This window comes from Rossellomorea oryzaecorticis (genome assembly GCF_045897515.1).
Lineage (GTDB): Bacteria > Bacillota > Bacilli > Bacillales > Bacillaceae_B > Rossellomorea > Rossellomorea enclensis.
On the sequence record NZ_JBJOSA010000003.1, the window covers coordinates 301,999 to 314,721 of the forward strand.

The window sequence follows — 12,723 nt, forward strand, 5'->3', positions numbered from 1 at the left end:
GTCTCCTCCTACACAAGCCTGATAAAAGGCTTTGATTGAATGTTTTCAACGATTAAAGGATGCGACATGTTTCCATAAGGAGACTTCTTCACTTGAAAATATTGATAATTTCCGTCCACCCACGTCTGCAATACTCCGTTACTCGTCCTTTCTAAGAAACTTGCCGTTTCGATGCCGATTTCCTTAAAGTTACAAAGTGCAAGCATCGTGATCCCCATCGCACACGTATGAGCCACTTCTTCCGCGAAAAAGCTGTTCATGAATTCCTTGCCCCTCTGCGAGACAAATGTATTCAAATCATAGTAGACAAACCAGCTTTCGCCTTTCTCGATACTTTCTGTCATGATCGGTGCCATTTTTTCTTTGATGAATCCTTTAAATTCTTCATCGTCCAGATGGTTGATATGAATGACAGCCGACTCATAACCTTCCGGGATCGGACGATCATAATGTTCAAAGAAATATATCCTCTTATGTTTCACCAGTTCCTTCATATCAATTCCATGTAATGAATAAAGATGTTCGACGTCCTTGATGCAGGTCAAACTTGACATGAGGAAGATGCAATTTTCACCTGCATGGACCCTGCTTGCGCCGATTGACGCTGTTAAGTATTTATAATTCGCCTTGCTGTTGGTATCCACGATAAACGTCGATCCCTTAGGAATGCCACCGCTTAATAAGCGGTCCAGCGAAGGGATTCCGGTTGTAAGTGCAGCCTGATCTTCCGTCACGACGATATCTTCTATCATCGAGAGGGCGGGAATCAGATGCATGCCGCTGTCATTCAGACGGTAAATATGCTCTCCCTCACCAATCCTGCATCCTCTCATCTTTAACACTTCAAGCGTCCTTTTTCTGTAAATTTCATTATGAGCCTGCAGTGAAAGGCGGATGACCCCGTCTACCACATAACTCACAAACGGGATTTCTTCTTTATGTAAGGAAGTCTGCTCATGAATCAATAGGGTAGTAAGATTATACTTACGAAGGATATTTCGCAGCGTATAAATGATCTTCCGTTTTTCCACCGAATCTTCAATTCCAAAATGGAATAAATTCAAGCTGTCGATCACCACTCGCTTACAATTGATTTCTTTCACGAGCTGGTCGAAAAGGCCGTTCGGATGCTTCATCTGCTGAACCAGAATTTCCGGTGACATGCAAATGACCCTAAGCTTCTTTTCCTGTTCCAGCGACTTCAAATCCCAATCAAATGCTTTCATATCCTTATATATTTGTTCAGGAAATTCCTCAAATGTAATATAGATGCCATTCTCATTATGACGGGAAGCCCCTTCATATAGGAATTGCATTCCCAAGATGGTTTTCCCTGTTCCCGGCGCACCGTCCAGCATAATGGTCGAGCCGGCAGGGAATCCCCCATTTAAGATTGTATCAAGTCCTTCAATTCCAGATGATGTATAGTTGTTCACCAGTTTCTTTACCCCCATGATATACGAATGTTCATAACATATTTTACGATATTAAGTCCGCCAACGGTCAAAATTCATAGAAATGCACATATTTGGAAAATCCATTTGAAAATGACAAAAAATCCATAATGCATTCACTATGGGGCCGCCGCGGTCAGAAAATGAATATGTTGATGTACATGATAGAAAAATTAGTAGTTGATTTATATTTTAGCAGAATAATGATAGGTTTAGCCGAGGAGTAAGTCTCAATTCACTAGTTCTATTATACTAAACTGAGGGATTTTTGAATAGCTTTATGTGAGATAGAGAGAGTGAAGTGGCAGACAGGATAAAGGGTTGGAGAAATTAATTAAACGTTTGTTTAACATCGGGAAACCTTGATGCACCAAGGCTTCCCTTTCTTAATCAAACGTTTGTTTAAATTCTCACCGCGTCCCCACCGTAAGGGAAGCGATCGTTTTTTTCGACTTCCGGGATGATAAAAATACCCCTGCAAAAATGATGAGAAGGCCGAGGATCAGGTTATGCGTGACCGGTTCCCCCAGCAGCAAAAATCCCCAGATCATCGCCGTTCCCGGGATCAGGTATGTAACCGTCGAGGCGAACTCAGGGCTCCCGTTGGTCATAATGTAAAAATACAACAACGTGGCTATTCCCGATCCGAAGCAGCCAAGGCCGATGATACCAAGTAATGCTTCCCCGGTTAACAGGCCGCCAACATTAATTGGCTGGGTCACCAGCATGCCTACGAAGCCAATCGCCGCACCGATGAGCAGCTGAAAAGTGGAGATTGTCACGACAGACGTACCGGCCAGGTATTTTTTTGTGAAATGAGAAGAAAACGCATAGCTCACGGTTGCAAGGATCATCGTCCCCACTCCGACGAAATCAGAGCTGAAGATCCCGCTCACTTCAAAGTTCATCAATACCAGGATGCCGAAGAAACCGACGAGGATGCCAATCCACTGAAAGCTTGTCAGTACGGCTGAGAACAGCAGGAATCCGATGAGCCCGGTCCAGATCGGGGTCGTTGCGTTCAGGATCGACGCGGTGTTGCTGTTAATCTGCGTTTCGCTCAGTGCAATCAGCGTCCACGGCAGGGCCGCATTCCCGATTCCTACCACGATCAGTTTCCATACCGGAAGGGGCTTCCTCTCCTCTTTCCTTCTTTGGATGAAAAAAATCGGCAGCAGGACAAGCGCCCCCGCAATGCAGCGAAGGAAGACCGTCCCCCAGACGCCGGCTGGTTCGATCAGCCATTTAATGAAGACGAAGGACATGCCCCAGATGAGGCTGAGTCCGATTAGGGCAGTGTATAGGCGTGCCATGTGAATTCCCTTCTCTCTTTATTAATGTGTGGAAAGTTGGTGTTTGCTCAATCCAGCAATTGATTGGAGTGCAAGGCGAAGACTCCTGCGGGAAAAGCGAGTTAGGTGGAACCCCGCAGGAGCTTTAGCGATGAGGAGGCTCACCAACCGCCCGCGGAAAGCGAAGTCTTGCACGGAAATCAATTGCGGCGTAAAGTGTACAATTTAATAGTTAAATAGATGTTATAACATTTATCCTTTAATCCTATCCTATCTCTTATAAAAAGAAAACAAGAAAAAACAGCCTAACATAGTCAGACTGCCAGAATGTTCGTATAGGGGGTTTTATTTGTTTTTTTGTACGGGTGCTGGCTTCGGTTTACGGAAGAGGCGGATGTTCGTGTTTTGAGACTGCTGGACTTTTGCATCGAATTCCATCATTTCGCGGGCCTTCACGTATAATAGGGACACAGCCTAGCCCTCCTTTTGAAAATGGTTAATTAGTTTCTACTTACCCCTGGGATCTTTTCTAAAACCTAGAAATTAAAAATCATAACTCCACAAAATTTTCCATTCCCCTTTTTCTTGAGCAGCATAGCAAACCTGGCTGATTGTCAGCGCCCCGAACTGACTGTCAAACACTAAATTTACTTCTGCAGATCTTACGTCCTGGAATTTAGGTCCCTCCTTACTGAAAGTGAAATGTTTCATTTTCTTTATTTCCCCGATTTTCACCTTAAACGTTTCAACCCCCATATGGCCGAGAAAGACATGGTTCTTCGTTTGGATATAGGAGGATTTATCGAATTTCTTCTTCATTTGTGAATGAAAGAGCTCCCATGAGTTGCCGAAATCGCCTTTTTGTTCGTATTTATAAAATTCTTCGATGACCTGTTCAGGAGACTTCACTTCTTCTCTTCCAGTCAATGTGGTTATCAAACCAATGAATAGTATGATACCGATACCCATCAAAATAAGAGGAACCGGACTTCTCCTTCGCCTCATAGGTCCACCCCTGTCTCTTACGTATACTCATTTTTATGATGGACTACCCTTATGTATGTAAGGAGAAAACAAAAGAAAAAACCTCCGTGGTCAGGAGGTTAAGTATGTCAAGGTATTGAGCTATCTGGTTTCTTTCCCCCAATCCTGCTTAAATGCTTCCTCCTCTTTCGGGGATAATAACCCGGTGGCTTCCCCGATGGATCCATCCTGCAGGTTCCAAATCGCATTATGCTGGCTGACGGCGTTGGAGAAATCCCCACTCTGCCAACTAGAAAGAATGTCTGCATAAAGGGTTTCATTTTTATATTGCTGGACTTCTAGCTGATTTTGTAAAAAAGCAAGCCGTTCGTCCGTTATTTCAAAAAAGGACCATTTTTCCTTTGCAGCAACTTTTTGGTGGCTCATCGCGTGTATGTATTGCTGCATCAATTTTTCACTCAAAGGGGTCTTGACGTCTTCTCCGAAAGGGTTTTCAGCAGATGATTCTCCGGAGGTCCTTGTGACTGAAGCAGATTCACCGGTTGTTTCTTCAATATTATCTACCGATTCTACTTTCTCACCCGGTTGATCAAGGCTCGCTATAAAATAGACACCCATTGCCGTTAATAAAAGGACTGCACCTATCACTCCGACCCACAGTTTATTCATCATCTCATCCCCCTCACTCTCCATATCTATTAATTTAATTAATTCGAGAAAGGGAACAAAAACCCTTCCTGAAATGGTTTTATCAGAGCAAAGGCCCGGCCTTTATCCTGATAAAGGACAGGCCTTTAACCTGATAAAGGACAGGCCTTTAACCTGATAAAGTAAAAAAAGCAGGGTTCGAGTGTTGCTCGACCCTGCTTTTTACTATTCTCACTTAAATTTAAAATGCTCGATATCCCGCAAATCTCGGTGACCAATAAGTATTGCTCAATTTGGAAACTGTTACACCGCTGTCGGAAGCGTGGATGAATTCACCGTTTCCAAGGAAGATGCCCATATGGCTGATACCTGATTTGTATGTGTTTTTAAAGAAGACTAAATCACCCGGCTGCGGGTTGGAGATGGCAGTCGATTTACTGTAATATCCTTCCGTATTGGTACGCGATATGCTCTCTCCTGCCTGATTGAATACGTAGTAGATGAACCCGCTGCAGTCAAAACCGCTCGGCGTGGTCCCTCCCCATGCGTAAGGAGTTCCAATATGCTTTTTTGCCTCATCCACTACATTTGAGGATGGGCTTCCGGCTACTTTGGCAGTACCGATGGACAGTTTCTGACCAACATAGATCGTGTTGGAAGTCAGCTCGTTCCAGGACTTGATCTGAGAAACGCTGACAGCGTATCGCACAGCGATATGGGATAGTGTATCGCCGGATTGAACCGTATATGTGCCTGATGTTGGTGCAGGCTGAGTTGTTGTAGTTGACGCAGAAACCTTAAGGACTTGTCCAGGATAAATGACATCGCTTGAAAGGTTGTTCCACTTTTTCAGCTCGGCTACATATACATCGAACTTCTGGCCGATTTTAGAGAGATAATCTCCAGACTGGACAGTGTACGTTTTGGCTGAAGTAGATGTCGATGCGGAAACCTCCAACACCTGATTCACATAAATCATATCTGAAGTAAGGTCGTTCCAATTCTTGATATTCGAGACGGATGTATCATATTTATAAGCGATCCCAGACAGGGTATCACCGGATTGAACGCGATAGGAGGCAGCATCAACAGATGTAACAGCAAGTGACGAGACCAAAGCAGCAGTTGTAACAGCAATAATCGATTTCTTCAAAAGATATTTCTCCTTCTTCATGTAATTTTTTCATGCTTTTCCATTATGAAAGAAGGAGATTCATAGTTTAATAGGACTTATCGGGTAATTGCCCAGAAGTTACCTCCCAGACCTATTGTTAAGGTATTTAGTAATTTATGGTTCTATTTACAATTCCAATTTCACATTGATATAGAAAGCTTTCTCTCATACTCCAAGAAAGTATGCATTCCCCCGCAGATAAGGAAATTTGACCTGTTTAATGGAAAAACCTTCTTACACATAATGCAGATTTCACATTCCCAGCCTTATTTTGAAAACGCTAGCTTTTTTCATTGACAACTTGTATATACATGAATAGAATATAATTATATCTTGTATATACAACAAGACCCCTAATGTTTGTAAGCGTTATATATGCTATTTGAATTGTTTTCCTCATGGGTCCTTTCCCAGCGGTTGATTGGAGTGGAAGACGCAGACTCCTGCGGGAAGAGTAGCTTATGTGAGACCCCGTAGGCAAAGTCGAGGAGGCTCACGGGCTACCCGCGGAAAGCGAAGTCTTCCACGGAAATCAATAGCGGCTTTATTGCCAAAGCAAAGAAAGAGCAAAAAAGCTTCAAATAGCATATTTTAGGACGTTTTTCACAAACTATTTAGGGGAATTCCATTAATAGAAATGTAAGCGGGTACATGACAGCTTTCTACAATAATCGGGAGGTGCCTGTCACCTGCCATAAACCAGGGAGGGAATTTCATGAGCGTAAGCAGAGAATCCGTTCGCGAAATCATCGAAGCGATTGGCGGTAAGGACAATATCCAGACAGCCACTCACTGCGTGACACGCCTTCGACTCGTGTTGAAGGACGAAAAGAAAGTAGACAAGGAACGTTTGGAAGAGATCGATATCGTAAAAGGATCCTTCTCCTCAAACGGACAGTTCCAGGTCGTCATTGGGCAAGGTCTGGTCAATAAAGCGTATCAAATCTTGGCAGAAGAAACAGGCATCGAGCAGGCATCCAAACAAGATGTCAAAGATGCAGCGACTCAGAACCTAAACCCGCTGCAGCGTGCCATCAAGACGCTTGCTGACATCTTCATTCCGATCCTGCCCGCGATCGTAACGGCCGGTTTGTTGATGGGTCTGAACAATATCTTGACAGGTCCTGATATTTTTTATGATGGAAAATCAGTCATTGATGTTCACCCGCAATGGGCTGATCTGACAAGCATCATCAACCTGATTGCCAATACGGCCTTCGTGTTCCTGCCCGGGTTGATCGGTTGGTCGGCCGTTAAACGGTTCGGCGGAAGTCCGCTGCTCGGTATTGTTTTAGGTCTTATCTTAGTACATCCTGACTTAATGAACGCATGGGATTACGGTAAAGCCGATGAAATCCCGACTTGGAATCTGTTTGGACTTGAAATCGATAAAATTGGTTACCAGGGACAGGTACTTCCGATTCTTTTCGCATCATTATTACTCGCTAAAATCGAGCAGTTCCTCGATAAACGGGTCCATGATTCAATCAAGCTGTTAGTAGTAGCACCAGTAGCACTTCTAATCACTGGTTTCGCAGCATTCATCCTGATCGGTCCTGTAACATTTTTCATCGGTAATATGCTGACTGACGGCGTCATCTGGGTATTCGACCATGTATCTTGGTTAGGCGGATTATTATACGGCGGTCTCTACGCTGTCATGGTTATCACAGGGATGCACCATACATTCCTTGCGGTCGACCTTCAATTGGTCTCAAATGCAGGCGGCACATTCCTATGGCCGATCCTTGCACTGTCAAACATCGCTCAAGGTTCAGCAGCACTTGCCATGATGTTCGTAGCCAAGAAAGAAAACGAAAAACTGCGCGGTCTCGCTGGTACATCAGCGATCTCAGCGTATCTCGGTATCACAGAACCGGCTATGTTCGGGGTCAACCTTCGATACAAATATCCGTTCATCTCTGCACTGATCGGTTCAGCCATCGGCGGAGTGCTCCTGGCCATGACCAAGACAACAGCCTTCTCCATCGGGGTCGGCGGTCTCCCAGGCATCCTCTCCATCAAAGCAGAATACTGGTTACCATTCGCAATCGGTATGCTGATCGCAATAGTCGTACCGTTCGTACTGACAATGATTTGGTCTAAATTCAGCAAAAACAAACCAGTTTAAATTAATCAAAATAGATAACAGTAGACGAACTTGTATATACAAGTTAAAATGAGGGGGACGAGACCGATCAGCAGTGGTTGGTCCTCCCTCTTTTTTTATATTTATAAAAAGGTATTGATGTGGACGACACTTTTTTGTAGTGTCTCCTCCTCCATTTGTAAAATGACAGCATTAAAGCTCAATCCAGCTTTTGATTGTAGTGGGAGACGAAGACTCCTGCGGGAAAAGTAGCTTATGTGAGACCCCGCAGGAACGAAGTGACGAGGAGGCTCACGGGCTACCCGCGGAAAGCGTAGTCTCCCACGGAAATCAAAAGCGGTATTAGTACTTCAAACTAAGTTATGAAAGGTGCGAATCAAAATGAAACAACCATGGTGGAAAAACTCCGTCGTCTATCAAATCTACCCGAAAAGCTTCAACGACACGACCGGCAACGGCGTAGGCGACATCAAAGGAATCACACAAAAACTCGACTACCTGAAAGAACTCGGCATCGACGTCGTCTGGCTCACACCCATCTACAAATCCCCCCAGCGCGACAACGGCTACGACATCAGCGACTACTTCAACATCCATGACGAATACGGTACCATGGAAGACTTCGATGAGCTGCTCGAAGAAGCCCACAAGCGCGACATCAAAATCATCATGGACATCGTCATCAACCATACATCAACCGAAAACCAGTGGTTCATCGAATCACGCAAGTCAAAAGACAACGAATACCGTGACTTCTACATCTGGAAAGACGGAAAGCCTGACGGATCGGAACCGACCAACTGGCAGTCAAAATTCGGCGGCAATGCATGGCAGTACGATGAAGAAACCGGTCAGTACTATCTTCACCTGTTTGACGTCACACAAGCTGATTTGAACTGGGAAAACGATGAAGTCCGCAAAAAACTATACGACATGATGCACTTCTGGCTGAAAAAAGGCGTCGACGGCTTCCGCCTGGACGTCATCAACCTTATCTCCAAGGATCAGGATTTCCCGGACGATGATGGCTCCGTGGCACCTGGTGACGGACGCAAGTTTTACACAGACGGCCCGAAGGTACATGAGTACATGCAGGAGATGAATAAAGAAGTCTTCTCTCAATATGACATTATGACTGTCGGGGAAATGTCTTCAACGACTATTGATAACTGTATTAAGTATTCAAACCCTGACCGCAACGAACTCAGCATGACGTTCAACTTCCACCACCTCAAAGTGGATTATCCGAACGGTGAGAAATGGTCGGTGGCTGACTTTGATTTTCTGAAGTTAAAAGAGATCTTGTCGACATGGCAGAGTGCAATGCACAAAGGCGGCGGTTGGAACGCATTATTCTGGTGCAACCACGATCAGCCGCGTATCGTGTCACGATACGGTAACGACGGTAATTATCGCAACGAATCTGCGAAGATGCTCGCGACAACGATTCATATGATGCAGGGTACGCCTTACATCTATCAAGGTGAAGAAATTGGGATGACCAACCCGAAATTCACAAGCATCGATGAATATCGCGATGTTGAATCGATCAATATCTTCAATATTTTAAAAGAAGAAGGCAAGTCAGAAGAAGAAATCCTGGAGATCCTCCGCCACAAATCACGCGACAACTCAAGGACACCCGTCCAGTGGAACGGAGAGGAAAACAGCGGATTCACATCAGGCACACCTTGGATTCCGGTGGCAAAGAACTACAAAGAAATTAACGTAGAAAACGCCCTGTCAGACGAAAACTCTGTCTTCTACCACTATCAGAAACTTAACCGCCTGCGCAAAGAATACAGCATCATCGTCGACGGCGACTACCAGCTGATCCTGGAAGATCACCCGGAAATCTTCGCATACGTACGAAACGGCGAAGGAGAAAAACTGCTCGTAGTGAACAATTTCTACGGAAAAGAAACAACCTTCACCCTCCCATCAGAGGTGAATATCGAAGGCTGGACAAGCGAAATCCTAACCTCAAACTACAGCGATACACCAAACCGATACAACAACATCACACTGCGCCCATACGAATCCGTAACATTCCGTTTAACCAAATAACATCAAGGGTACCTGCATTTAGCGGGTACCTTTTTTGATGGTGTCGTTGGGTTGGTTGTTTTCACTCTCCATAGAAATGTGATGGTTGATTTTGGGGCCTATCCAGCTTTTGATTGTAGTGAAAGACGAAGACTCCTGCGGGAAAAGTAGCTGATGTGAGACCCCGCAGGAACGAAGTGACGAGGAGGCTCACGGGCTACCCGCGGAAAGCGAAGTCTTTCACGGAAATCAAAAGCGGCATTAAAGCTGTATCTAAAAATAACCACTACAAAAAACTGTAAAACAAATATTAGCAATTTCGACACATTTCCCGAGAAATATGTCATAATATAGACACAACCACAAGAGGAGGGATTCCATGCAAACCGCCAACAAACTGCAAAACATCATGTACGAAATGGAAAAAAAGCGCTCCGAACTCCAATCCTTCGCTCTTGTCAACGGCTTCACCCATCCGGTAACCATCAGACTGAGTCAGGAACTTGATGAATTGTTCAACGTTTATACTGAACAAAAAACCTCTATACATAAAAAATAGCCTGCGGGATTCAACCGCAGGCTGTTTTCTTATTCTTCTTTCTCTTTATCCCCTTCACTAGCCAAGAAGAAAATAGCCGCTACCTTCCAGCCGTCATCCTTCTTATGGAACACAGTCACCTGCTTGCCGGAACGGGTAACTTCTTTATCACTGTTTGGATCCTTCGTTGTAGCCGTAATTTCAGCATACACGTCTGCTTTCTTACCGGCAAAGTTGATGATTTTCATATTTTCCACAGTACGCTTTGAATCAACTGAATCAAAGATTTGCTTCACATAGCGCTCTTCATCTTCATACTTGAAGTTCACAGGCGTCTTCGAAATCACGCTCATATAAGAATCGAAATCCTCTTCATTGAACGCATCGATATATTGATTAAAGGCATCAGTAATCGCCGTTTTCTCTTCTGCCGGTATATTCTCCGCTTCTTTCAGCGCGCCCGCATCTTCAACCACCTGTGTCATTTGTTGAAGCGATGCCGCCTCATCCGTTGCAGGGTCTTTCTTAGGATCCTCTTTCTGAACCTCTTCAGTATCTTTCTTTTCTTCCTTCGCTTCGTCCTCGCCGCCGCAGGCAGCCAGTAACACCGTACTCATTCCAATACCCAGCATGATTTTCTTCCAATGTTGTGTCGACAATACTCTTCACCCTTTTCTAAAATTTGCGCTATCTCCATTCTATTGAAAATATTCGAAACACTCAAGTTGAATCTCATTTCCAGCCTACATTATGGTAAAATAATAGAAGGTGATACTTATGACGAAAAGCAATAAATACAAACAAATCTTCGAAGATCTATCCGAAAAAATACAAAACGGTACATACAAGACAAATACCATCCTTCCCTCAGAGAATGAGCTGACCGTGTTATACTCGACTTCTCGCGAGACAATAAGGAAAGCGCTTACGCTCCTTGCGCAAAAAGGTCTTATTCAAAAACTCCGCGGTAAAGGCTCTCTCGTATTGGATGTCTCCCGCATGAATTTCCCGATTTCAGGACTTGTTAGCTTTAAAGAGCTTCAGTCTTCCATGGGTCGGGATGATATCGAAACCACGGTTCATGAATTCGGCCTTTTGAAAGCAGGCAGCAGTCTTTCTTCTATTTTTGAAGTGGCATACAACACCGAGATATGGAATGTAGTCCGTTCCCGCCGTATCCAAGGCGAACGCATCATCCTGGACAAGTCCTACTTTTTAAAAGCGGAGGTCCCATTGCTTACAAAGGAAACATGCGAAAACTCAATATATGAGTATCTGGAGAACGAGTTGGAACTGCCGATTGATTTTGCCAAAAAGGAAATTGTTGTTGAGGAATGCACGGATGAGGACCGCCGGTATCTAGATCTGGATGACTATGATCATGTGGTGGTTGTAAAGAATTATGTGCATTTGAAGGATGCCAAACTGTTTGAATACACGGAGTCACGGCACAGGCTGGATAAGTTCAGGTTTGTGGATTTTGCGCGGCGGAAGCATTAATGCATCCACTCCTTTTAAGAGGATGGATTTTTGTGTACCTGGTTCATAGAGTTTTTGTACTTGGTACTTCACCTCCTGCGTCCTTACCCTGCTCTCGGTGCCAGGAACAATTAGGCGATATTGTGCCAGGAACAATCCGGCCATATTGTTCCTGGCACAACAAATCAATGATTCTGTGCCTGGCACCAAGTATCACAAATCAGCCCTGTATTCCACTTCACCCCCCTAAAGAAAAACAGCCCTTTTCCATTAAAAGGCTGCTTTCCTAACAACAAATTACACTTCCTGTATCCTTTTTATCGAACCTCAACCCAACCATTCTTAATCGCCGTAACAACAGCCTGAGTACGATCATTAACATTCATCTTCTGAAGAATGTTACTCACATGGTTTTTAACCGTCTTTTCACTGATATATAGTGCTTCTCCAATACCGCGGTTACTCTTTCCGTCAGCAAGCATCTGCAGTACTTCACATTCACGGCGTGTTAGTAAATGAAGCGGGCGGCGAACTTCGGATTGCTGGAATCCACCTGCGTTTTGCGCATTTGCAAGACGCTTGTACTCTGCTACAAGGTTATGAGTTACTTTAGGGTGCACATAAGATCCGCCTTCAGCAACCACCTTGACTGCATCAATCAACGCTTCTGAATCCATTTCCTTCAACAGATATCCAAGCGCACCTGTCTTCAATGCATGGTTCACATAGTTCTCATCATCGTGGATGGATAAGATGATGACTTTTGTTTCCGGATACTTGTCCATCAATTCGCGAGTTGCTTCCACACCGTTCGTTTCCGGCATGTTGATGTCCATCAATACGACATCAGGCTCGTGGGATTGTACAAGGTTCATCGCTTCTGAACCGTCATCCCCCTCTGCCACTACGTTGAAAGAAGGTTCAAATTCAAGAATGCGTTTAACTCCTTCTCTGAATAACTGGTGATCGTCAATGATAACAATGTTTGTTGCCATGTC

12 protein-coding genes are annotated in these 12,723 nt (G+C 44.4%); 4 read left to right on the forward strand and 8 right to left on the reverse strand.

Annotation, left to right across the window (positions count from 1 at the left end; all coding sequences use genetic code 11):
* Window positions 1-8: 8 nt before the first annotated feature.
* The 6 genes from ACKA06_RS05685 to ACKA06_RS05710 all read right to left on the reverse strand — a co-directional run bounded on the left by ACKA06_RS05685 (window position 9) and on the right by ACKA06_RS05710 (window position 5,531).
* Window positions 9-1,436: an ATPase domain-containing protein gene (locus ACKA06_RS05685; protein ID WP_411159206.1), complete on the reverse strand. Its 1,428-nt coding sequence runs from the start codon at window positions 1,434-1,436 to the stop codon at window positions 9-11.
* A 428-nt stretch (window positions 1,437-1,864) separates the two neighbouring features.
* Entirely contained in the window at window positions 1,865-2,767 is a 903-nt protein-coding gene (locus ACKA06_RS05690; RefSeq protein WP_411159207.1) for a DMT family transporter, read from the reverse strand.
* 324 nt (window positions 2,768-3,091) lie between these two features.
* Window positions 3,092-3,217, reverse strand: coding sequence for a hypothetical protein (locus ACKA06_RS05695; protein WP_411159208.1), 126 nt, complete (start codon window positions 3,215-3,217; stop codon window positions 3,092-3,094).
* Between the two features lie 72 nt (window positions 3,218-3,289).
* Window positions 3,290-3,751, reverse strand: a complete 462-nt coding sequence (locus ACKA06_RS05700) for a hypothetical protein (protein WP_411159209.1) — start codon at window positions 3,749-3,751, stop codon at window positions 3,290-3,292.
* A 120-nt stretch (window positions 3,752-3,871) separates the two neighbouring features.
* A complete protein-coding gene (locus ACKA06_RS05705) occupies window positions 3,872-4,399 on the reverse strand; it encodes a DUF6241 domain-containing protein (protein WP_411159210.1) in 528 nt (175 codons plus the stop codon).
* Between the two features lie 220 nt (window positions 4,400-4,619).
* Window positions 4,620-5,531: a C40 family peptidase gene (locus ACKA06_RS05710; protein ID WP_411159211.1), complete on the reverse strand. Its 912-nt coding sequence runs from the start codon at window positions 5,529-5,531 to the stop codon at window positions 4,620-4,622.
* A 736-nt stretch (window positions 5,532-6,267) separates the two neighbouring features.
* Here ACKA06_RS05710 and treP point away from each other — a divergent pair.
* The 3 genes from treP to ACKA06_RS05725 all read left to right on the forward strand — a co-directional run bounded on the left by treP (window position 6,268) and on the right by ACKA06_RS05725 (window position 10,267).
* The gene (gene treP / locus ACKA06_RS05715) at window positions 6,268-7,683 is read left to right on the forward strand and encodes a PTS system trehalose-specific EIIBC component (RefSeq protein WP_411159212.1); all 1,416 of its coding nucleotides are present in this window, start codon (window positions 6,268-6,270) and stop codon (window positions 7,681-7,683) included.
* A 360-nt stretch (window positions 7,684-8,043) separates the two neighbouring features.
* Complete coding sequence (gene treC, locus ACKA06_RS05720; RefSeq protein ID WP_411159213.1) at window positions 8,044-9,729, forward strand: alpha,alpha-phosphotrehalase; 1,686 nt, start codon at window positions 8,044-8,046, stop codon at window positions 9,727-9,729.
* Between the two features lie 358 nt (window positions 9,730-10,087).
* A complete protein-coding gene (locus ACKA06_RS05725; protein ID WP_411159214.1) occupies window positions 10,088-10,267 on the forward strand; it encodes an aspartyl-phosphate phosphatase Spo0E family protein in 180 nt (59 codons plus the stop codon).
* A gap of 29 nt (window positions 10,268-10,296) precedes the next feature.
* Here the strand turns inward: ACKA06_RS05725 and ACKA06_RS05730 are convergent, their stop codons facing one another.
* Window positions 10,297-10,905: a Cif family virulence factor gene (locus ACKA06_RS05730; RefSeq protein WP_411159215.1), complete on the reverse strand. Its 609-nt coding sequence runs from the start codon at window positions 10,903-10,905 to the stop codon at window positions 10,297-10,299.
* Between the two features lie 118 nt (window positions 10,906-11,023).
* Between ACKA06_RS05730 and treR the strand changes: the two genes are divergently transcribed.
* A complete protein-coding gene (gene treR, locus ACKA06_RS05735) occupies window positions 11,024-11,746 on the forward strand; it encodes a trehalose operon repressor (protein WP_411159216.1) in 723 nt (240 codons plus the stop codon).
* 296 nt (window positions 11,747-12,042) lie between these two features.
* On the opposite strand, the gene ACKA06_RS05740 is transcribed toward treR, so the two are convergent.
* Window positions 12,043-12,720 (reverse strand): response regulator, encoded by a 678-nt coding sequence (locus ACKA06_RS05740; RefSeq protein WP_411159217.1) that lies wholly within the window; start codon window positions 12,718-12,720, stop codon window positions 12,043-12,045.
* Window positions 12,721-12,723: the final 3 nt, after the last annotated feature.